General features: G+C 58.6%; 19 protein-coding genes. 16 read left to right on the forward strand and 3 right to left on the reverse strand.

Going from position 1 to position 20,541, the window contains the following annotated elements; all coding sequences use genetic code 11:
- The first annotated feature begins 191 nt into the window (after positions 1 to 191).
- The 10 genes from maiA (at position 192) to ACOQOQ_RS06725 (ending at position 11,035) form a co-directional block, all read left to right on the forward strand.
- Entirely contained in the window at positions 192 to 836 is a 645-nt protein-coding gene (gene maiA / locus ACOQOQ_RS06680) for a maleylacetoacetate isomerase (protein WP_420569357.1), read from the forward strand.
- 212 nt (positions 837 to 1,048) lie between these two features.
- Positions 1,049 to 2,083 carry a TRAP transporter substrate-binding protein gene (locus tag ACOQOQ_RS06685; protein WP_420569358.1) on the forward strand — a complete coding sequence of 345 codons (1,035 nt, stop codon included), beginning with the start codon at positions 1,049 to 1,051 and terminating at the stop codon, positions 2,081 to 2,083.
- An 83-nt stretch (positions 2,084 to 2,166) separates the two neighbouring features.
- Positions 2,167 to 2,751: a TRAP transporter small permease gene (locus ACOQOQ_RS06690; RefSeq protein WP_420569359.1), complete on the forward strand. Its 585-nt coding sequence runs from the start codon at positions 2,167 to 2,169 to the stop codon at positions 2,749 to 2,751.
- The gene (locus ACOQOQ_RS06695; RefSeq protein WP_420569360.1) at positions 2,748 to 4,070 is read left to right on the forward strand and encodes a TRAP transporter large permease; all 1,323 of its coding nucleotides are present in this window, start codon (positions 2,748 to 2,750) and stop codon (positions 4,068 to 4,070) included. The genes ACOQOQ_RS06690 and ACOQOQ_RS06695 overlap by 4 nt, the downstream gene beginning before the upstream one ends.
- Positions 4,071 to 4,231: 161 nt before the next feature.
- Positions 4,232 to 5,002: a crotonase/enoyl-CoA hydratase family protein gene (locus tag ACOQOQ_RS06700; RefSeq protein ID WP_420569361.1), complete on the forward strand. Its 771-nt coding sequence runs from the start codon at positions 4,232 to 4,234 to the stop codon at positions 5,000 to 5,002.
- A gap of 6 nt (positions 5,003 to 5,008) precedes the next feature.
- Complete coding sequence (locus ACOQOQ_RS06705) at positions 5,009 to 5,488, forward strand: MarR family winged helix-turn-helix transcriptional regulator (protein ID WP_420569362.1); 480 nt, start codon at positions 5,009 to 5,011, stop codon at positions 5,486 to 5,488.
- A gap of 13 nt (positions 5,489 to 5,501) precedes the next feature.
- Complete coding sequence (locus ACOQOQ_RS06710; RefSeq protein ID WP_420569363.1) at positions 5,502 to 7,295, forward strand: feruloyl-CoA synthase; 1,794 nt, start codon at positions 5,502 to 5,504, stop codon at positions 7,293 to 7,295.
- A 64-nt stretch (positions 7,296 to 7,359) separates the two neighbouring features.
- The gene (locus ACOQOQ_RS06715) at positions 7,360 to 8,235 is read left to right on the forward strand and encodes an amidohydrolase family protein (protein ID WP_420569364.1); all 876 of its coding nucleotides are present in this window, start codon (positions 7,360 to 7,362) and stop codon (positions 8,233 to 8,235) included.
- Positions 8,236 to 8,328: 93 nt separating this feature from the next.
- On the forward strand, positions 8,329 to 9,891 hold the full coding sequence (locus tag ACOQOQ_RS06720; protein WP_420569365.1) for an acyl-CoA dehydrogenase family protein: 1,563 nt from the start codon (positions 8,329 to 8,331) through the stop codon (positions 9,889 to 9,891).
- A 169-nt stretch (positions 9,892 to 10,060) separates the two neighbouring features.
- A complete protein-coding gene (locus ACOQOQ_RS06725) occupies positions 10,061 to 11,035 on the forward strand; it encodes an SLAC1 anion channel family protein (protein ID WP_420569366.1) in 975 nt (324 codons plus the stop codon).
- 56 nt (positions 11,036 to 11,091) lie between these two features.
- Here ACOQOQ_RS06725 and ACOQOQ_RS06730 read toward each other — a convergent pair whose 3' ends face one another.
- On the reverse strand, positions 11,092 to 12,768 hold the full coding sequence (locus ACOQOQ_RS06730; RefSeq protein WP_420569367.1) for an acyl-CoA dehydrogenase family protein: 1,677 nt from the start codon (positions 12,766 to 12,768) through the stop codon (positions 11,092 to 11,094).
- A 148-nt stretch (positions 12,769 to 12,916) separates the two neighbouring features.
- On the opposite strand from ACOQOQ_RS06730, the gene ACOQOQ_RS06735 reads away from it, so the two are divergent.
- Positions 12,917 to 13,687, forward strand: coding sequence for a sulfite exporter TauE/SafE family protein (locus ACOQOQ_RS06735; RefSeq protein ID WP_420569368.1), 771 nt, complete (start codon positions 12,917 to 12,919; stop codon positions 13,685 to 13,687).
- 42 nt (positions 13,688 to 13,729) lie between these two features.
- Here ACOQOQ_RS06735 and ACOQOQ_RS06740 read toward each other — a convergent pair whose 3' ends face one another.
- The gene (locus ACOQOQ_RS06740; RefSeq protein ID WP_420569369.1) at positions 13,730 to 14,089 is read right to left on the reverse strand and encodes a helix-turn-helix domain-containing protein; all 360 of its coding nucleotides are present in this window, start codon (positions 14,087 to 14,089) and stop codon (positions 13,730 to 13,732) included.
- A gap of 230 nt (positions 14,090 to 14,319) precedes the next feature.
- Here ACOQOQ_RS06740 and ACOQOQ_RS06745 point away from each other — a divergent pair, with 230 nt between their 5' ends.
- A complete protein-coding gene (locus ACOQOQ_RS06745) occupies positions 14,320 to 15,210 on the forward strand; it encodes a helix-turn-helix domain-containing protein (protein ID WP_420569370.1) in 891 nt (296 codons plus the stop codon).
- Between the two features lie 100 nt (positions 15,211 to 15,310).
- On the forward strand, positions 15,311 to 15,991 hold the full coding sequence (locus ACOQOQ_RS06750) for a hypothetical protein (RefSeq protein WP_420569371.1): 681 nt from the start codon (positions 15,311 to 15,313) through the stop codon (positions 15,989 to 15,991).
- 93 nt (positions 15,992 to 16,084) lie between these two features.
- Here the strand turns inward: ACOQOQ_RS06750 and ACOQOQ_RS06755 are convergent, their stop codons facing one another.
- Positions 16,085 to 17,683: a phosphoenolpyruvate carboxykinase gene (locus ACOQOQ_RS06755; RefSeq protein ID WP_420569372.1), complete on the reverse strand. Its 1,599-nt coding sequence runs from the start codon at positions 17,681 to 17,683 to the stop codon at positions 16,085 to 16,087.
- A 364-nt stretch (positions 17,684 to 18,047) separates the two neighbouring features.
- Between ACOQOQ_RS06755 and ACOQOQ_RS06760 the strand changes: the two genes are divergently transcribed.
- From ACOQOQ_RS06760 to ACOQOQ_RS06770, 3 genes are read left to right on the forward strand one after another with little or no spacing between them, the layout of a single operon-like run.
- Positions 18,048 to 18,749, forward strand: coding sequence for a response regulator transcription factor (locus ACOQOQ_RS06760; RefSeq protein ID WP_420569373.1), 702 nt, complete (start codon positions 18,048 to 18,050; stop codon positions 18,747 to 18,749).
- 17 nt (positions 18,750 to 18,766) lie between these two features.
- Complete coding sequence (locus ACOQOQ_RS06765) at positions 18,767 to 20,113, forward strand: sensor histidine kinase (protein ID WP_420569740.1); 1,347 nt, start codon at positions 18,767 to 18,769, stop codon at positions 20,111 to 20,113.
- A 37-nt stretch (positions 20,114 to 20,150) separates the two neighbouring features.
- On the forward strand, positions 20,151 to 20,540 hold the full coding sequence (locus ACOQOQ_RS06770) for an HPr kinase/phosphorylase (RefSeq protein ID WP_420569374.1): 390 nt from the start codon (positions 20,151 to 20,153) through the stop codon (positions 20,538 to 20,540).
- Position 20,541 lies beyond the last annotated feature (1 nt).

Below are 20,541 nucleotides of genomic sequence, written 5' to 3' on the forward strand. Positions count from 1 at the left end.
CATAACGATATGAATACATATCTAATGAGCAACAGCACAAATCCTGGGGAGGAGGACCCGTGTTGACCCAATTGGCCATTGCTGACCTAAAAGCGCAAGCGTACGACATGACGCTTTTTCCGGCTTGTCACATTTGAGCCGCGTGTCCATCATGTTTGTCCTGCTTCAATCCTGAAGGAGATCCCAGCTTTATGCGCTTTCTAGGATATTTTCGCAGCTCGTCCGCGTACCGCTGCCGGATCGCCTTTAACCTGAAAGGGTTGGAGTATGATTTCGAAAGCGTGCACCTTAAGCATGGCCAGCAGAAGGCAGCGGCGTATGCGGCTGTGAACCCTCAGCAGCTGGTGCCGGCGCTGATCACTGATGATGGGGACGAGCTGGCTCAGTCCCTGGCGATCATCGAATGGCTGGACGAGACCTATCCCCAACCCGCGCTGTTGCCGCAGGACGCCGTGCTGCGCGCCAAGGTTCGCGCCTTTGCCCAGGTTATCGCCTGCGAGATCCATCCGCTGCAAAACCTGCGCGTGCTGCAATACCTGCGCAACGAGCTGTCGTTGGACGAAGATGCCGTAAACGCTTGGCTGGCGCGTTGGCTGGGCGACGGGCTGCAGGCCTGCGAGGATATTTTGGTTAAACAGGGCGGCAATACTGCCTTCTGTTTTGGAGATCAGCCCAGCTTGGCTGATATTTGTCTGGTGCCGCAGATTTTCTCGGCTCAGCGATTCAATGTTGATATTGCGGGCATGCGCCGTATCAATGAAGTTTATGAACACTGTCAATCAATCTCGGCTTTCTCGGACGCGCATCCGAAGAACCAGCCTGATTTTGAAGTATGACGTCACGCTGCACGGAGGAAATCAAAGCAGTGATGGGTCGTGTGATATTGGTTCGGCATGGTGGCAAACGGCCATCGGTGACTGGGAAAGTTTCGCACGCCGCGCCCCATCCTGATCCGAACTATGCAGCCATGGAATAACGTATCCAATCTGGGTGCGTTGGGGCCGGGAAGCCGGCCAAAACTGATCTTAACCACGGGAGGTAAGACCATATGAAACTTTTCACCAAAGCACTGCGCACCGCAGCTGCTGCCGCCGTTCTGGCCGGTAGCACCTCGGCAGCCTTCGCTCAGGACGTGACGCTGAAACTGCACCAGTTTCTGCCCGCGCAGGCCAACGTACCGCGCCTGATCCTGGACGTCTGGGCTGACAAGGTTGAGGCCGAGTCTGAAGGCCGCATCAAAATCGAGCGCTACCCCTCGATGCAGCTGGGCGGCAAGCCCCCTCATCTGATTGGTCAGCTGGAAGACGGCATCGCGGACATCGTCTGGACCGTTGCGGGTTACACCCCCGGTCGTTTCCCTCAGGGCGAAGCGTTCGAGCTGCCCTTCATGATGACCAACGCCGAAGCGGCCAGCCGCGCATACTATGAGTATGCCGAGGCCAACATGATGAACAAGGAATACGCTCCTTTCAAAGTCATCGGTCTGTGGGTGCACGGTCCTGGCCTGATCCACTCGAAAAAACCGATCACGGCTCCTGCCGATCTGAACGGTGTGAAACTGCGCGCCCCGACCCGCGTCACCAACAAGTTCTTCACTGAACTGGGTGCAACCCCCGTTGGTATGCCGGTTCCCGCCGTGCCCGAAGCCCTGTCGAAAGGCGTGATCGACGCCACCGTTATTCCGTGGGAAGTCACTGGCGCACTGAAAGTGCCTGAGCTGGTCGGCAACCACACCGAATTCGGCGATGCATCGCTGTACACCACCACCTTCATCTTCGCGATGAACCGTGACAAGTACGAAGCTATGCCCGACGATCTGAAAGCCATCATCGACGCCAACTCGGGTGCTGACGTTTCGGCCTGGGCCGGTAAACTGATGCAGGCTTCGGACGCCCCGGCACGTGCCAAAGCGGTTGAAAACGGCAACACGATCCACACCCTGACCCCTGAACAGGTTCAGGTCTGGCGCGACGCCGCAGCCAGCCAAGAGGCTGACTGGGTCGCCGAAATGAACGGCAAAGGCTATGATGGTCAGGCTCTGCTTGATCAAGCTAAAGCGCTGACTGCCAAATACACCAAGTAAGGGATTTCCCTTAGTAAGTGGCGCCACGGCGAGGTCATCTCGCCGTGGTTCTCTCCCCTCTCTAGTCAAGGACGAGGACCTTCATGCAACAGTTCATGAACAAACTTGCCCGATACATGGCGATTTCCGGCGGGGTCATTCTGACCCTTTTGGTGCTTTTGACCTGTGTGTCGGTGTTGGGTCGGACGTTGAACACTCTGTTCCACTCGGGCTTTGCCCAAGCCATTCTGGGTGACTTTGCGAAGACCATTCTGGATACGGGCGTGGGCCCAGTTCTGGGCGATTTCGAAATCGTCGAGGCCGGTATCGCCTTTGCCATTTTTTCCTTTATTCCCCTGTGTCAGATTACGGGCGGCCATGCATCGGTGGACATCTTCACCTCGGCCCTGCCTGTGCGCGTGAACCGCTTTATTCAGATGATCGTCGAGATCCTGTTCGCGGGCGTGCTGATCCTGATCGCGTGGCGCCTGTACGAAGGTATGAACTCGAAAATGCGCTATCAGGAGACCACCTTCCTGCTGCAATTCCCGATCTGGTGGGCCTATGCAGCCAGCCTGGTCGCCGCATGTGTTTCGGCGATTGTCAGCGTTTATGTCGCCATCGTCCGTATCGCTGAATTCTTTCAGGACAGGACAATCATCCACGTCGGTGGAGGAGCAGACCATTGACCAATCTTGAAATCGGACTGACGTCCTTCCCGCTGCTGTTGTTGATGATTTTCCTGCGAGTGCCGATTGGCCTTGCGATGTTCCTGGCGGGCCTTGTTGGCCTTTACTTCATCAACGGCAGCTGGGTAGTCGGCTTTGCTAAGCTGAAAACCGAGACCTATTCGACGTTCTCCAGCTATTCGCTGTCGATCGTGCCGATGTTTATCCTGATGGGTCACTTCGCGACCCTGGGTGGGATGAGCCAGGCTTTGTTCAAGGCGGCTGAATCCTTCCTTGGGCACCGCCGCGGTGGTGTGGCCATGGCTGCTGTTGGGGCCTGCGCTGGCTTCGGCTCGATCTGCGGTTCGTCGTTGGCCACTGCCGCCACCATGAGCCAGGTCGCCCTGCCTGAACTGAAACGCTATGGCTATTCGGGTGGTTTCTCGACCGCGACGCTGGCTGCTGGCGGTACGCTGGGCATTCTGATCCCGCCGTCGGTGATCCTTGTGATCTACGCAATCCTGACCGAGCAGAACATCGCCAAACTGTTCCTGGCTGCGTTCATTCCCGGCATTCTGGCTGCGATCGGTTACATGATCACCATCTCGATCTATGTGCGCATCCACCCCGATGCCGCAGGCGTGCGCCAGCCCCAGCCGATGAGCGAGCGCTTCCGCGCCCTGGCCGATGTCTGGCCCGTGCTGATCGTGTTCGTTGCTGTGGTGGGCGGTATCTATCTGGGTATCTTTACCCCGACCGAGGGCGCCGCCGTTGGCGCATTGGGTACGGGCCTGATCGCACTGATCAACGGTGGTCTGACCAAATCGACCATGGTGGAAAGCTTTATCGCGACCGCGCGCGGCACCGCTATGATCTTCTTCATCGTTCTGGGTGCGGGCTTCTACAACGGTTTCCTGGCGCAAAGCCAAGTGCCGCAAGCTCTGTCCGAATGGGTGGTTGGTCTGGGCCTTAGCCCCTGGGTGGTTCTGACGATGATCCTGGCGCTGTACCTGGTGTTTGGCTGTGTCATGGACTCGCTGTCGATGATCCTGCTGACGATCCCGATCTTCTTCCCGATCATTTCGAACCTCGAGTTTGGCATGACCAGCGAAGAGGTCGCCATCTGGTTCGGTATCATCGTTCTGATCGTGGTGGAGGTCGGTCTGATCACGCCACCGGTGGGGATGAACCTGTTCGTGATCAACTCGATGGATCGCAAGACCCCGATGATCGAAACCTACAAGGCCGTTATGTACTTTGTCGGTTCGGACATCGCGCGCGTGATCCTGCTGGTTATGTTCCCCGGCATCACCCTGTTCCTTGTGCGCTTGCTGCACTGACCGGGGCAATGACCTGACGATCTAACAATTTGCACCCCGGCGCGTATCGCGTCGGGGTGTTCTTGTTTCAGCTCCAGCCTGACCGTGCATCTGCAGCAAAGGATTTTCTGGACTCTAAGTTCGAATATAGTTATGACGCATAGCTAATAGCGGAGATAACAATGACAAGCACTGATATTATCAAGGTTGAACTGCAGGACAACATTGCAGTCGTGACCATGAACCGTCCCGGCAAACGGAACGCGATGAACGATGAGCTGCTGGCAGCTTTGGATGATTTCTTTTCCAACCCGCCGGCCGAAGCCAAGGTTGTCGTCCTGACCGGGATCGAAGGCCATTATTGCTCGGGTCTGGACCTGAGCGAACACGTCGCCCGTGACGCCGAAGGCACCATGCGCCATTCGCGCAACTGGCATGGCGTGATGGACAAGATCCAGTATTCGGGCCTGCCGGTCGTTTCGGCCATGTTCGGTGCCGTCATTGGTGGCGGTCTGGAACTGGCGACCTCGACCCACGTACGGATCGCTGAACCCTCGACCATCTTCCAGCTGCCCGAAGGCCGCCGCGGCATTTATGTCGGTGGTGGTGCCTCGGTGCGTGTTGGCCGCATTCTGGGTGCTGACCGCATGACCGAGATGATGCTGACCGGCCGCAAGTACAGCGCGGACGAAGGCCTGGCTCTGGGTCTGGCGCATTACTCGGTTGGTGAAGGCGAAGCGTTTGCGCTGGCCATGGATCTGGCGCGCAAGATCGCCAAGAACGCTGGCCTGTCCAACTATGTCATGATCCACGCCCTGGCCCGGATCGAGGACATGTCCAAGCAAGACGGTCTGTTCGCCGAAAGCCTGTGTGCTGCGCTGACCCAGACCAGTTCGGACGCCGAAGAGGGCCTGCGTGCCTTCCTCGAAAAACGCGCACCTACGTTCCGGTGATTGCCCATGGTTCGTAAGCCCGCCGCCAAACCCGCCAAGAAACCCGAGCTACCCAATGGGCCGTTGGATCGTCATTTGCGGTCCTACACCGGGTATAATGTCAAGCGGGCTTCGAACATCATGCAATCCAACGCAGCGCGGGCGCTTGAACCGCTTGGGCTGCGTATCACCACGTTCTCTGCCTTGTGCGTGATCGTGGACAACCCCGACGTTACCCAATCGCAATTGGCCGCCGCCCTGAACATGGAGCGGTCGAACACCGTGCTGATCATCGACGCACTGGAAGAGGCAAACCTGATCGGCCGTTTCCGCGTGCCCACGGATCGGCGCTCGTATGCGCTGCGGGCGACTTTGGCAGGAATTAAGCGACGCGACGCCGCTTCTCGTGCTTTGGCCGAAGCCGAGGAAGACCGGTTGGCGAACCTAAGCCAACAAGAGCGCGCGCAGTTGATTGAATTACTGGGCCGTATCGACCCGCTGGATTGAGGAGATCCAACAGATGACCGATCAATTTACCGTCCTTCAGGACGTTGCTACCGAAACGCGCGCGGATGGCACTCTGGTGCTGCGCTCGGCCCATGAGCTGGGCGCCGTCGCCAAGACCACCGGCGACTGGTTGCATGAATGGGCTGAAAAGACCCCCGATGCCGTGTTTATTGCCGAACGCGAGGGCGACGGCTGGCGCGAAGTGACCTACAAGGAAACGCTGGAAATCGTGCGTAATCTTGGGTCTTGGCTGTTGGCCAACGGCTATGACAAGAAGGGCCCGATCGTGGTGATGTCCGGTAACTCGGTCGATCACGCGATGATCGCCCTGGCCACGCAGTATGTGGGCATGGCCAGCGTTCCCGTGGCCGAGCAATACTCGCTGATCCCCGGTGCCCATGACCGCCTGCTGTATGTGATCGAGAAAGTCCGTCCCGGTCTGCTGTATGTGGACGATGCCAAGCGCTATGGCGATGCAATCGCGATGGAGGCCCTGGCAGATTTCGACGTTTTGGCAACCAAGACCGAAGGCGCGCCCCGCGACGTGATCGCCATGGCTGACGCGCTTAAAGGCGGGGACGCAGATGTTGACGTGGCCCACGCCGCCGTCACCCCAGAAACCGTTGCCAAGATCCTGTTCACCTCGGGGTCGACCTCGAACCCCAAGGGCGTTCTGACCACGCATAAAATGATGTGTGTGAACCAGGCTCAGATCGCGACGGTGTTCCCGGGTCTGCGCGCCAAGCCGCCCAAGATTCTGGACTGGCTGCCCTGGAACCACGTGTTCGGCGGTTCGCATAACTTCAACATGATGCTGGCGAACGGTGGCTCGATCTATCTGGATGATGGCAAGCCGACCGACAAGCTGTTTCCGCGCACGCTGGAAAACCTGAAGATGCACACCGGTACGCTGGGCTTTAACGTGCCCGTCGGGTTTGCCCGTCAGGTCGAAGCGCTGAAAGCCGATGCCGATCTGCGCAAGGACTTTTTCACCGGGCTGGATTTCACGTTCTATGCCGGAGCCTCGCTGCCGCAGGAAACCTGGCTGGCGCTGGAGGAAATGGCCGAGGAAGTCACCGGCAAAGTGCCGTTGATGGTGTCCAGCTGGGGCATGACCGAAACCGCCCCCGCCACGCTGATCGTGCACGAAAAAGTCGCGCGTTCGGGCATTATCGGCGTTCCGGTCCCCGGTTCGGAAATCAAGCTGATCCCCGAAGAGGATGGCCGTTTCGAGCTGCGCTGCAAGGGCCCCAACATCATGACCGGCTATTTCGAGGATCCCGAGAAAACCGCCGAGAGCTTTGATGATGAAGGCTTCTTGATCACCGGTGACGCGGTGAAATTCGTGGACCCCGAGGATCACAGCCGTGGCCTGAGCTTCGACGGCCGCCTGTCGGAAGACTTCAAGCTGACCTCGGGCACATGGGTGCGCGCGGCCTCGTTGCGGGGCCAGCTGATGACCGCCCTGGACGGGCTGATCAGTGATCTGGTGATCACCGGGCAGGACCGCGGTTCGATTGGTGTGCTGTTGTTCCCCGCCGAGCCTCGGAATGGTGCCCCCGGCGAGATCGTCACCGATCCCGAATTGGTTGCCGCCGTTCGCGAACGTCTGGAAAACCTTGCCAAAGACGCAACCGGCAGCTCGACCCGCGTCGGCGCCGCGTTGATCCTGGCCGAGCCGCCCTCGTTGGCAGATCACGAAATGACCGCCAAAGGCAACCTGAACGTCCGCAAGGTGCTGGCTCGCCGCGCCGATCTGGAGGCCCGCATCTATGACGACGCCGACGCCGACGTGATCCGTGTCTAAGCGAAAATTCCGCCGGCGGCTTGGTGCTTTCTGCCGCCGGCTTCGACATTGAAAGGACCAGACCATGGTTGATATCACGAAAGTCCGCGCCCTGGACTTCCACACCCACGCAGAGGAACCCTGTGGCTGTCACGCTGATGACGGCTATGATGATCTGCAGACCACGATGGCCAAATACTTTGGCGCCCCGTGGACCCACCCTCCGACCATTCAGCAGACAGCCGAGCATTACCGCGAGCAGAACATCGCCGCCGTGATCTTTCCCGTCGATGCCGAGCGCGAGACCGGCTATCGCCGCTATAAGAACGAAGAAGTGGCCGAACTGGCCGCCGAAAACGACGACGTTCTGATCCCCTTTGCCTCGATTGACCCCTGGAAGGGTAAAATGGCCGCCCGCGAAGCGCGCCGCCTGATCAACGATTTCGGCATCAAGGGCTTCAAGTTTCACCCGACCATGCAGGGGTTCTATCCCAACGACCGCATGGCCTATGAGCTGTACGAAGTCATCGCCGAAAACGGTGGCATTGCCCTGTTCCACACCGGTCAGACCGGCGTTGGCTCGGGCATGCGCGGCGGCAACGGCATGCGCCTGAAATACTCGAACCCGATGTATATGGATGACGTGGCGGTGGATTTCCCCGACATGAAAATCATCCTCGCGCACCCCTCGTTCCCCTGGCAGGAAGAGGCGCTGTCGGTCGCGACCCACAAGCCCAACGTCTATATCGATCTCAGCGGTTGGTCGCCAAAGTATTTCCCCGAAATCCTGGTGCGTTACTGCAACGGCCTGCTGAAGAAAAAGGTCCTGTTCGGTTCGGACTGGCCGATGATCTCGCCTGACCGCTGGCTGTCCGATTTCGAGAAAATCGCGATCAAGGACCACCTGCGCGAAGACATCATCAAGAACAACGGTGCCCGACTGCTGGGCCTGATGGACTGAGCCTGCTGATCGTCTGAAAACATACACCTTGCTCCGAATTTCGGGGCAGGGATGCTCCCCTCATGCCCTTTACAGCCACGGAAAGGTTGCCTCATGAAACCCTTTGCCGCCCCCGTCGATGACATTCTCTTTACGCTGGACCAAGTCGCTGGCGCCGCCTCTTTGGAGGAATGGGACGCCGATCTGATGCGTGAAATCACCCAGGCCTTCGCCGCTTTTGCCGAGGGCGAAATCGCCCCATTGGACGAGGTCGGTGACACCCAAGGCTGCAAGCTGATCGACGGCCGTGTGCAGATGCCCGAGGGGTACAAAAAACTCTACGCCGACTATGCCGAGCAGGGCTGGCCCTCTCTGACCGTGCCCGAAGAGTATGACGGCCAAGGTCTGGGCGGTGTCGCGCTGGCCACCGTGTCCGAGATTTTCTCGGGTGCCAACCACTCGTTGCAGATGGTGACCGGCCTGGTGCCAGGCGCCGTGCGCACGCTGCTGGACTATGGCACCGACGAACAGAAATCGGCCTATATCCCGCGGATGGCCTCGGGTGAATGGCTTTCGACTATGTGCCTGACCGAACCGGGCGCTGGCTCGGATCTGGGCCGCATCCGCGCCCGTGCTGTTCAGGACGGTGACGCTTGGAAAATCACCGGCGAGAAGATCTTCATCTCGGGCGGTGATCAGGACATGACCGACGAGATTTTCCATCTGGTGCTGGCTCGCACGGGCGATGCGGACAGCGGCGTCAAAGGCCTGTCGCTGTTCATCTGCCTGTCCAATCAGCCCGATGGCACGCGCAACCCGATCACCATCACCCGGATCGAAGAAAAGATGGGCCTGCATGCCTCGCCCACCTGCCAGATGGCGTTTGACGATGCCCCGGCCGAGCTGATCGGCAAAGAGGGCGAGGGTCTGAAGGCGATGTTCACCATGATGAACCACGCCAGGATCGACGTCGCGCTGCAAGGTGTTGCCCACGCCACCCGCGCCCATGACATTGCCGCCGCATATTGCGCCGAGCGTATTCAGGGCCGTGGCGCAGATGGTCAGCCGGTGACGCTGGATTACCACGCTGACATCAAGAATATGCTGGGCGAGATGCGCGCCCTGTCGCTGCTGGGCCGCGCCATCGCCCACGTGGCCATCGTCGAGCTGGAAAAGGAAGAGGACCCGATGCTGGTCGAATTCCTGACCCCGATCGCCAAGCACTTCTGCACCGAAAGCGCCTCGCGTGCGGCGGATCTGGGTATTCAATGTCTGGGCGGTTATGGCTACCTGCAAGAATACCGGATCGAGCAGGTCTGGCGCGACGCCCGTATCTGCCGGATCTATGAAGGCGCCAGCGGCATCCATGCGCTGACCCTGTCGACCCGCCTGCTGCAGGGCCGCACCGCCGAGGCTGCCGACCGCTTTGCCGCCTTCACCGGTGCGAACGCTCCGGCCGGCGCCGTTGCTGAATGGACTAAGGCTCGCGAGGCCATGGCCGCGTCCGCCGACCCGTCGGCCAAGGCTGCGGATTTCATGGCGATTTCGGAATGGCTGCTGCTGCGCGCTCTGGCTCCGCGCTTTGACAGCCACGAGGCCGCGCCGCAAATCGCGACCTACCTGAAACGGACCGAGCATATGGGCGCTGTCCTGTCCGCCCGCATCTGCGAGGCGTAAGGCACCATACAGAACAGCAAGGGCCGTCCCGTTGGGGCGGCCCTTTTCGTGGGTGCCTACAAAGATGTGCGTTGCTTTAACCTTTTGACCTAGGTCAATGTCGATGGGCAACCCGCATGCAATTTTCGGCATTCATCACGGGATTTGCGCAGCAGCAGAGAGGCAGCAGATGGCAGATACGACGCACACAGATCAAGGCAACAGGCTGGAGCATTACCCGGTCACCTTTTTTGCCACGATCATGGGGATGACCGGCTTGGCGCTAGCCCTGCACGCTGCCGAAAGCAGTTGGGGCTTGGGAGATACCGCATCGACTGTGATCTACTTTGTTGCCCTGGCGATGTTCGTGTTGGTTTCGTTTGGCTATGCGCTCAAGGCGCTGAAATACCCCAAGGCAGTTTCGGGCGAATGGCACCATCCTGTGCGGATCGCGTTTTTCCCGGCGATCTCGATCTCGCTGCTTCTGCTTTCCACCGCCAGTTTGGGGCGTATCACTGTCATTAGCGAGCCGTTGTGGCTGGTTGGAATGCTGTTGCAGGGTGTGCTAACCGTTGCCGTCGTCTCGGCTTGGATCGGGGCGCGCGCCTTTCAGACCGGGCACCTGAACCCTGCTTGGTTCATTCCAGCGGTGGGGAACGTGATCGTGCCGATCGCGGGCGTCCCCTTGGGATACCCCGAGATCAGCTGGTACTTCATGTCCGTCGGCCTGATTTTCTGGGTCGTGCTGATGACATTGGTGATGAACCGTCTGATTTTCCACGACCCGCTGCCGGGCAAGTTGCAGCCCACGCTGGTTATCCTGATCGCCCCTCCTGCCGTGGGGATGGTAGCTTGGTTGCGGTTGGTTGGTGATGTGGACAGCTTTGCGCGTATCCTTCTGAACGGAGCGTATCTGTTCACCCTGATCGTCGCCGTGCAACTGCCACGGATCGTCAAGCTGCCCTTCGCCATGAGCTTTTGGGCCCTCAGCTTTCCGGTGGCTGCGGCCACTATCGCCAGCTTCCAATATGCAATGAAAACCGGCAGCGCCGCACATCAGTATATCGGTTCTGGCTTTTTAATCGTTCTGGTGGTGATCATCACAGCGCTGGTGCTCAAAACCCTGCGCGCCATGGCCGCCGGGCAGATCTGCATACCGGAATAAACCCACGAAAAACCGGCCCAGAAACGGGGCCGGTTCTTGTCTTTGTCTAAACGCGATTAACCCAGCAGGCGGCGTGCGATCACCTGGGCTTGGATCTCGGCCGCGCCCTCAAAGATGTTCAGGATGCGGGCGTCACACAGGATGCGGCTGATCTTGTATTCCAGGGCAAAGCCGTTGCCACCGTGGATCTGCAGGCCGTTGTCGGCTGCAGCCCAGGCCACACGGGCGCCCAGAAGCTTGGCCATGCCAGCCTCGAGGTCGCAACGCTTGTCGTGGTCTTTCTGCCAGGCCGAGTAGTAGGTCAGCTGACGCGCGATCATGATTTCGACCGCCATCATGGCCAGTTTGTCCGACACGCGCGGGAAGTTGATCAGGGACTTACCGAACTGCTTGCGTTCTTCTGCATATTGCATCGCAACGTCCAGCGCCGACTGAGCGACACCGATCGCGCGGGCGGCGGTCTGAATGCGGGCTGCTTCGAAGGTTTTCATCAGCTGCTTGAAGCCCTGACCTTCGACACCGCCCAGCAGGTTGGCGCCTTTGACATGGAAGTTGTCAAAGCCCAGCTCGTATTCCTTCATGCCGCGATAGCCCAGAACCTCGATTTCGCCGCCGGTCATGCCTTCGGTCGGGAAGGGATTTTCGTCGGTGCCGGGGATCTTTTCAGCCAGGAACATCGACAGGCCTTTGTGGTCGGTCGTGTTCGGGTCGGTCCGGGCCAGCAGGGTCATCACGTGGGTCCGTGCGGCGTGAGTGATCCAGGTCTTGTTACCGGTGACGCGGTAATCGTCGCCTTCTTTGACGGCACGGGTGCGCAAGCTGCCCAGGTCCGAGCCGGTGTTCGGTTCGGTGAAAACAGCCGTGGGCAGGATTTCTGCTGCGGCCAGCTTGGGCAGCCAGTATTCTTTCTGCTCGTCGGTGCCGCCGCCCTCAATCAGTTCGGCCGCGATTTCCGAGCGCGTGCCCAGCGAGCCGACGCCGATATAGCCGCGCGACAGTTCTTCGGACACCACAACCATCGAGGCTTTGGACAGGCCGAACCCGCCGTATTCCTCGGGGATGGTCAGGCCAAAGACACCCATTTCGGCAAGTTCCTCGATGACTTCCATCGGGATCAGCTCGTCATTCAGGTGCCATTCATGGGCAAAGGGTTCGACCTTTTCCACGGCATAACGGCGGAACTGCTCGCGGATCATCTCCAGCTCGTCTTCCAGACCGGTGGCGCCCACGGTGATGTTGGCCGATTGCTCTTGCATCAGTTCGACCAGACGCTTGCGCGCGGCCGGGGTGTTGCCGCCGCTGACCAGCGTGTCGATCGCGTCGGTGTCCAGCGCGGAAACGTCGATCCCCAACGAGGGAAGGCGGGTGATCTCGGTCTGGCTCATGGGAATGCCGCCACGCAGCTGGGCCAGATATTCGCCAAAACCAATCTGCAGGATAAGCTGCTCGACCTCGCCAAAGGTGCCGGCGCTGCTAAGCCGTTCGGCCCAGGCCTGCATCTGGCGCAGCGATTCCACATAGGTGGCCAGCCACGACAGGCCATGCGCTGCGGCCTGATTTTCCTCGAGCAGCTTACCCGAGATACGGTCGCCTTCGGTCAGCAGTTCGCGCAACGAGGCCGTCGCAGCCTCAAGCACTGATTCAGCGGGAGCGACCGACGCTGCGGTCAGCGTCATCAGATCGGGAAGAATGATCGTTTTCGTCATATCAAGGTCCTGTCCGTCATGAGGCATGATTCACATCCTGTCTTTGGTTCGCACTCTCCTAGCTACTTTGCAGGTGCAGCGCAACAAAAATACGTTTGTTTATCGACTAATGTTCTAAAGTTGCGCGAGTGAAATATTGCAGTGCAGCACGGGGGAAACCTGCTAGAGCTTTGTCATGGAAAACATTTTAGGGGAAATGACCGGCGTAACCATGGCCCTGTGCCTGTTCGTCGCGCTTGTCGCCGGAATTATCAAAGGCATGGTCGGATTTGCTATGCCAATGATCATGATCTCGGGGCTCAGCGGAATTGTTGGGGCGGAATGGGCGCTGGCGGGGCTGATCTTGCCGACTGTCGCAACGAATCTATGGCAAGCTTTGCGGCAGGGATGGCGGCACGCTTGGGGCTCGATCAAACGGTTCCGTGTATTTTTGCTGGTCGGGGGCGTTGCGCTGCTTGGTAGCGCTCAGTTGGTGACGGTGCTGCCAGCGGACACTCTGCTGTTGATAATCGGGCTCGTTGTGGTTCTGTTCGCGCTGATACAAGTGCTTGGGGTGTCCATTCGACTGCCCAGCAAAGGATCGCGCAGGGCCGAGGCTGGTGTGGGCGCCTTCGCAGGTTTCGTTGGCGGGATGTCCGGCATCTGGGGGCCGCCTACAGTGATGTACCTGACTGCCATTAATACGCCCAAGCAGGACCAGATCCGCATCCAAGGAGTGATCTATGGACTGGGTGCAGTGGCGTTGCTTGGGGCGCATGTCGGTTCGGGTGTGGTGCGGGCCGAAACTTTGCCGTTTTCCTTGGCCATGCTGCCTGCGGCGCTGTTTGGCGCTTGGCTGGGCTTTCGCATTCAGGACAAAACGGACCAAGCCGCCTTTCGCAAGGCGACTTTGCTGGTACTTCTGCTTGCAGGTGCAAACTTGATCCGCAAAGGGCTGATCGGGTGAGTTGGTCCCTGCGATCAGGCCTTTGCGTTGCGCGCAGCGCGATCAGGCGGCGGGTTTGTAGTTTGCCACCGCGTCGATGAACGAACGGATCTGGCTTTTCAGACGCTCATCCGTGATTTTCGAGATAACACTCGCGATACGTGCGGTCTCTTCGTCGATCACAGGGCTGTCATCGCTTTGGTTTTCGTCCAGCCCGTCAAAGAAATAGGACGGCGGCACATCCAGGATGCGCGAGATTTCGAACAGTTTGCTGGCCGAAATCCGGTTGCGGCCCAGCTCGTATTTCTGAACCTGCTGAAAGGAGATGTCCAAGCCATTCGCCACATCAGTTTGCGTCAGGCCGCGCAACACGCGCAGGTTTTTAAGTTTTTTTCCGACATGTTCGTCTACAGGGTGTGACATTTTTGTATTCCACTATCTATTGTCACATTCCTTTCTATATAAACGCCCTTTGCGATCAATCTGTTAGAAATTACAACTTAAGGTGCGTTCATTTACCCATGATGGGTGATTTATTTACCATCTGGGGCGAAGATGATAGGTACATTGAATATATGCCTGCGCATAGTCTTTTCAGACGGTAAAATACTGTCATAACTTGAGCGGGTTACAAGTGTGGGGGTAAAGGTAGCATGAGCCGCAATCCAAGCTCTGGACTTTTGTTCGAACTGCTTCGGTCGTTCGTAACGCTTGCGCATACCTTGAACTTGTCTCGCGCTGTGCGTGAATTGGATTCCACCCGGCAGACCGTTCGGCGGCATATTAATATCTTAGAAGAGATCAAGGGCGCCCCGCTTTTTCATGTCGAGGACCGCCAATACCGACTCAGCGAGGCCGGGCGCCGGTCCTTGCGCGAGGCCGAGGATATCCTGGCCCGTGGCGAGACGTGGCTAAAGGATGAGGCTGGCCATATTGACGGTTTGTTCCATGTCGCACGGCAGGACGAGGCGACCGGCTGGCAGTTTTTCCTGCAGCAGCATCCGATCTCGTCCATCTGGACCGGAAGCTCGGCGCTGCTGCGCCGTGGGGTGAAATGCTGGGCCGAGGCTGAAGGTGCACTTGAGGCCGATGCCATGCAGCCCATTCGTCCCTACCTGATGGTCTTTCGCCGCTTTGAAGAGGATTGGGTATGCACCGAGGTCGGCAGCCAATCGTCTTATGCCACGTGGTATGGCTGGGCATGGGAGCGCAGCGCCGTTGGCCGCAGCGCCCCAAGCCTGCCGGGGGGCAAAGCACTGGCGAACCTGCTGTCTCAGCCCTTTGAAGAGGTCCGGGCAACTCATGGTCTGCGTTTCGATCATGTGCATACCCAGATGGCCCGTGGCGAGGCAGGTCAGATGGAGCCCATCAGCTTTAAGCGGCTGTTGATGGGCGGAACCTATCCTGACGGCAGTTACGCTTTGCTGTCTTTGGTTGAACGGACATACGATTTGCAGATCGAAGGCGTCTCGGATGAGCAGATCCGAACGATGCCTGCGTCCGAAGTTATGCACGTTTCAGACCCGGCTTTGCCGCCGGATTAACAAGGAAAAGACATTTCTCTCTTGTTTGGTCATCCTGATGGGGCACACAACCAAAAGGAGAGATTCGATGACAATTAGCGATGTTTTTGACGGAGCTCGGATGCTGACCGAAACGGTTTCGACCCTACAGGCGAACCAGATTTTCGTGACGGTCGGGGACGATTTCGAAGAATATGCTCGTATTGTAAAAGAGGGCCGACCCGAGCAACCGCTGGGACCGCCCTTCGACCCTGAGATGCAATTTTTGCCAACTTCCAGAGGTATTTGGGTGGTTGGTCACAACCCTCAAGGACAGCTGGTTCACACCCAGGCAATGCGCTTGTTGGACCTATGTGATCAAACTTTGGCGCGCTACATGTCCTCTCGTTACGGAGAGTTCCCGCCCGGTGGTGTTGGCATCGACATGGACGGTTCGTGGTTTCGTGCGGGACCCGGCGCAAAGCGAATCACGGGGCGCGCGTGCTACCATGGGGAAATGTGGCTTAAAGATGATGCAGCCTATCGTGGACGCGGATTGATTGATCATTTGGCACGTTTCGCATTCTTGACCGCATTGCTGCATTGGCAGCCGGATTTTATTTTCGGTTTCATCGTGCGAACTGTCGCGCGCCGGGGGCTGGCGGAACGCGAGGGCTACATGCATTCGGACCCCTATTGCCTGAGCTGGAAAATCGACGGTCGCAACGAGCCCTTGGACTGCAACATGGTCTGGATGGAGATCGACGATATTCGCCACGTGATGCATGTTCCGCTGGAACATAAAGAACCCGTGGCGGCCTAAGGTATGGACCGGGTGGGGTCAAACCAGGGGGTAGAAAAAGTAACGCCCCGGCGCGTGGGCCGGGGCGTTACAGATTAGCGATGAATGACAGGCTTAGCCGATTGCGGCGGCTTTCACGTCTTCGTCGATGTAGGGCAGGTATTGCTCGAAGTTATCCGAGAACATTTGAACCAGTTTCGCGGCTTGTGCGTCATAGGCTGCGCTGTCGGCCCAGGTCTGGCGCGGGTCCAGCAGGGTGTCATCAACACCAGCCACGGAAACCGGCACTTCGAAGCCGAAGTTTTTGTCCTTGCGGAACTGAGCGTCGTTCAGCGACCCGTCCAGCGCGGCGGTCAGCAGGGCACGGGTTGCCTTGATCGGCATACGCGAGCCGGTGCCAAAAGCGCCGCCGGTCCAGCCGGTGTTCACCAGCCAGCAGGTTGCACCGTAGGACGCGATCTTTTCGCGCAGCAGGTTGCCGTAGGCCTCGGGGCGGCGCGGCATGAAGGGCGCGCCAAAGCAGGTCGAGAAGGTCGGAGTGGGTTCAACCACGCCGCGCTCGGTGCCCGGGGTCTTCGAGGTGAAGCCGGACAGGAAGTGGTACATCGCCTGCGCCGGGGTCAGACGCGAGATCGGAGGCAAAACGCCATACGCATCACAGGTCAGCAGGATGATGTTTTTCGGGTGACCACCCTGAGCCTCGGGCGAGGCGTTCGAGATATACTCCAGCGGATAGGCGCAGCGCATGTTCTCGGTCAGCGAGCTGTCTTCGAAATCCAGCTCCAGGGTCTCTTCGTCGTAAACCATGTTTTCGATCACGGTGCCGAACTTCGAGGTGGTCGCGTAGATTTCAGGCTCGGCCTCGGCCGACAGGTTGATCGTCTTGGCATAGCAGCCGCCTTCGAAGTTGAAGGTGCCGCGATCCGACCAGCCGTGTTCGTCATCACCGATCAGGGTGCGCGAGGGGTCTGCAGACAGGGTGGTTTTACCAGTGCCCGACAGGCCAAAGAAGATGGCCGCGTCAACCGGGTTGCCAATTGCGTGGTTGGCCGAGCAGTGCATCGGCATCACGCCTTTTTCGGGCAGCAAGTAGTTCAGCAGGGTGAAGACCGATTTCTTGTTTTCACCTGCGTACTCGGTGCCGCCGATCAGGATCAGCTTCTTGTCGAAGTTCATCGCGATGACGGTTTCAGTGCGGCAGTTGTGACGCTCGGGGTCAGCCTGGAAGCTGGGGCAGTTGATGACGGTGAAGTCCGCCAGGAAGCTGTCCAGCGCGGCGCGTTCGGGGCGGCGCAGCATGTGGCGGATGAACAGGTTGTGCCATGCAAGCTCGGTTACCATGCGCACGTTGATCGAATAGGCCGGGTCCGAACCGCCCACCAGATCCTGAACATAGTAGTCCTTGCCCTTCATATGCTCGAGCATATCGGCATAGAGATTGTCAAAGCCTTCGGGCGACATGGCGCGGTTGTTTTCCCACCAGATGGTGTCCACAACACTTTCGGTTTTGACGACATGTTTGTCCTTGGGCGAACGGCCAGTGAATTTGCCGGTGGACACCAGGAAGGCGCCGCCGTTACCCAGTTTCCCTTCACCCTTCTTGAGCGCGGCTTCGATCAGCGCGGGCTCCATAAGATTGTAAAAGACATTGCCCAGCCCTTCGATCCCTTGATCGTCCAGGCGGAATTCCGGGTTTACCCGTCCAAATGTCATAATGCCAAGCTCCTGTAGCCGCGCAGTCCGCGGCGTTGTCTTTACACGCGGTGCGGGCTCCCTCCCGCACTGACCGGGTCGCCCCGATAACGGGCCTCTTAGCATGTCATTTCCATGAAGGAACAGGACGGTTTAACGCAGTTAGCGCAACCAAGCGCAGTTTAGCGCAATCAGTGCCGAAAAAGGCCGGTACGGGCGGCGGGCAGGCCTTGATGAGGGTGAAAATTATCAATGCATTGAGGAATCAGGCCCACAATTGGGGTGAAATCACAGCTGATTCGCAGATTTGGATTGATTGCCGACGCCAAACAACGGCATAATAAAAAGAAAAATCTGATAAATGAGCAGTACAAGGAATTTGGAAATGTCCAAGATCGCCCTAGTGGACGATGACAGGAATATCCTGACGTCCGTGGCCATGACCCTTGAGGCAGAAGGGTTTGAGGTCGAAACATACAATGACGGTCAATCCGCGCTGGATGCGTTCAACAAGAAACTCCCGGACATGGCAGTTCTGGATATAAAGATGCCGCGCATGGATGGTATGGACCTGTTGCAGCGTCTGCGCCAGAAAACCTCGATGCCCGTGATCTTCCTGACCTCCAAAGACGATGAGATCGATGAAGTTCTCGGGCTTCGCATGGGGGCGGATGACTATGTGAAAAAGCCGTTCTCGCAGCGCCTGCTGGTCGAACGCATTCGTGCACTTCTGCGCCGCCAAGACGCCGTTGCTGGCGACGTGGTTGGCGACACCGAAGAAACCAAGGTGATGGAGCGCGGCGAGCTGCGCATGGATCCCTTGCGTCACGCGGTGGCTTGGAAGGGTCAGGATGTGTCGCTGACCGTGACCGAATTCCTGTTGCTTCAGGCCCTGGCCCAGCGACCGGGTTTCGTAAAATCGCGCGATCAGCTGATGGACGTGGCTTACGACGATCAGGTCTATGTCGATGACCGCACGATCGACAGCCATATCAAGCGGTTGCGCAAGAAGATGCGTTCGGTCGACAATGAGTTTTCGGCGATCGAGACGCTCTATGGTATCGGCTACAGATATAACGAAGAATAATGGCTCTCGCGGAAGGGATGCATTTGCGGGAAACGGCGCCCAAGCGTGACGGAGATGTTGTGCTGGGTGACGAATTCGTCGCCCCGGACAGCACCGTCGAAAAAGAAATTCGGGCCCGTCGGGCCCGTCGCGGATTTCTGACGCTGAACCGGTCGCCGCTGACTCGCAAGATCATCACGTTCAACCTGATTGCGTTGAACGTGCTTGTCGCGGGTGTGCTGTTGCTCAATTCGTCTCGTGATTCACTTGTTGTGGATCGCGTCAACGCCTTGACGTCACAAGCCGAGCTTGTTGCCGATGTGGTCGAGGCGCAGCTACCCAAAGGTGCGCCGGCCAGCTTGGCCTCGGGGGACGGAATTGATGTTCTGGATACGCTCAATGGGCTGGATTTACGCCGTGGGGTCGAGGTTTATGTCTTTAGCGTCTCGGGCGAGCTGATCGCCGCGGGGCAGGGCAAGGGCGTTGCGATGTCGCGGAACTCGGATGACGGGGGTTCGACACTGATTTCGGACGCTCTGGCCACTGCGGCCGAGCTTGGGGGCGCACGGGATCGTCGCAATACCGCTGCCGGACGCATTCGCATCCCTGATTTGACCGCGCGCCCGGACGAGATTGGCCGGCTGTCATCGGCGCTTCGGGGTATGGTTTCGGCGCTGTATGACCGGATCGACAGCAACGAACAGTTCGCAGCGGACGTGGCCCACGAGATCAAGAATCCGCTGGCCAGTTTGCGCTCGGCCGTGGGGACGCTACGCGTGGCGCAACGGGAAGACCAACGCGAGAAACTGCTGGATGTGATCGACCACGATGTGCGTCGACTGGACCGGTTGGTCAGCGATATTTCCAACGCCTCGCGACTGGACAGCGAACTTGTCAAAGAAGAGCAAGAAAGCTTCAACCTTTTGAAAATGGTTGGAAATCTTGGCGAGTATCTTGGGCAGCAAGCCGAGGAAAAAGGCATCGAGTTCATCATGGACATCCCCGATGGGCCGATTACGATCCATGGGCTAGAGGCGCGCCTGGCTCAGGTTTTTGTGAACCTGATTACCAACGCGATCAGCTTTTGCGAGGATGGCGATGCGATCCGTGTCTGGGTGCGCCAGCGTGACAATCGTGTGCTGGTCGTGGTCGAGGATACGGGTCCCGGCATTCCCGAGCAGGCGCTGACCAAGGTGTTCAAGCGGTTTTATTCCGAACGGCCAGAAAACCAGTTCGGAAATAATTCGGGCTTGGGGCTGGCCATTTCAAAGCAGATCATCGAGGCGCATGGCGGCGTGATCTGGGCAGAAAACATTCGCCCGACCGAAGCCGACCCAACCTCAGAGCCGCTGGGCGCGCGCTTTGTGGTCGGTCTTCCCGTCTGACGTGCCGGAAAAAGAAACAGTCATACACGCAAGTGCGGTGGCCCTGAATGGGGCCGCCGTTTGCATTCTGGGGCCAAGCGGGTCGGGGAAATCGGCCCTGTCATTGCAGTTGATGGCCTATGGGGCCAAGCTGGTCTCGGACGATCGCTGCCGTATCTGGCGCCAGGAGGAGCAGCTGCGCATAGACGCCCCGGACACCATTCGCGGCCAGATAGAGGCCCGCGGCGTTGGCATATTGAATGCCGTCCAGTCCGAGCCCGCGCTTTTGGCCCTGTGGGTGGACCTGACGCAGGAAGAAGTTCACAGACTGCCGCCAAATCGTGAAAAGGTTTGTCTGGGCGTTTCCCTGCCGATCGTCCACAATGTGCGGGCGCAGCATTTCGCAGCCGCGATTCTTCAATATCTCAGGGCGGGCAGGCACGCTTAGG

It is taken from the genome of Thalassovita sp., from assembly GCF_965218685.1.
Lineage (GTDB): Bacteria > Pseudomonadota > Alphaproteobacteria > Rhodobacterales > Rhodobacteraceae > Thalassobius.

Coding starts and splice junctions, on each gene's coding strand:
- ACOQOQ_RS06740 (WP_420569369.1), bottom strand. CDS start 14,089: ATGTCACACCCTGTAGACGAACATGTCGGAAAAAAACTTAAAAACCTG.
- maiA (WP_420569357.1), top strand. CDS start 192: ATGCGCTTTCTAGGATATTTTCGCAGCTCGTCCGCGTACCGCTGCCGG.
- ACOQOQ_RS06710 (WP_420569363.1), top strand. CDS start 5,502: ATGACCGATCAATTTACCGTCCTTCAGGACGTTGCTACCGAAACGCGC.
- ACOQOQ_RS06700 (WP_420569361.1), top strand. CDS start 4,232: ATGACAAGCACTGATATTATCAAGGTTGAACTGCAGGACAACATTGCA.
- ACOQOQ_RS06755 (WP_420569372.1), bottom strand. CDS start 17,683: ATGACATTTGGACGGGTAAACCCGGAATTCCGCCTGGACGATCAAGGG.
- ACOQOQ_RS06705 (WP_420569362.1), top strand. CDS start 5,009: ATGGTTCGTAAGCCCGCCGCCAAACCCGCCAAGAAACCCGAGCTACCC.
- ACOQOQ_RS06750 (WP_420569371.1), top strand. CDS start 15,311: ATGCTGACCGAAACGGTTTCGACCCTACAGGCGAACCAGATTTTCGTG.
- ACOQOQ_RS06735 (WP_420569368.1), top strand. CDS start 12,917: ATGGAAAACATTTTAGGGGAAATGACCGGCGTAACCATGGCCCTGTGC.
- ACOQOQ_RS06715 (WP_420569364.1), top strand. CDS start 7,360: ATGGTTGATATCACGAAAGTCCGCGCCCTGGACTTCCACACCCACGCA.
- ACOQOQ_RS06685 (WP_420569358.1), top strand. CDS start 1,049: ATGAAACTTTTCACCAAAGCACTGCGCACCGCAGCTGCTGCCGCCGTT.
- ACOQOQ_RS06765 (WP_420569740.1), top strand. CDS start 18,767: ATGCATTTGCGGGAAACGGCGCCCAAGCGTGACGGAGATGTTGTGCTG.
- ACOQOQ_RS06730 (WP_420569367.1), bottom strand. CDS start 12,768: ATGCCTCATGACGGACAGGACCTTGATATGACGAAAACGATCATTCTT.
- ACOQOQ_RS06690 (WP_420569359.1), top strand. CDS start 2,167: ATGCAACAGTTCATGAACAAACTTGCCCGATACATGGCGATTTCCGGC.
- ACOQOQ_RS06745 (WP_420569370.1), top strand. CDS start 14,320: ATGAGCCGCAATCCAAGCTCTGGACTTTTGTTCGAACTGCTTCGGTCG.
- ACOQOQ_RS06720 (WP_420569365.1), top strand. CDS start 8,329: ATGAAACCCTTTGCCGCCCCCGTCGATGACATTCTCTTTACGCTGGAC.
- ACOQOQ_RS06760 (WP_420569373.1), top strand. CDS start 18,048: ATGTCCAAGATCGCCCTAGTGGACGATGACAGGAATATCCTGACGTCC.
- ACOQOQ_RS06725 (WP_420569366.1), top strand. CDS start 10,061: ATGGCAGATACGACGCACACAGATCAAGGCAACAGGCTGGAGCATTAC.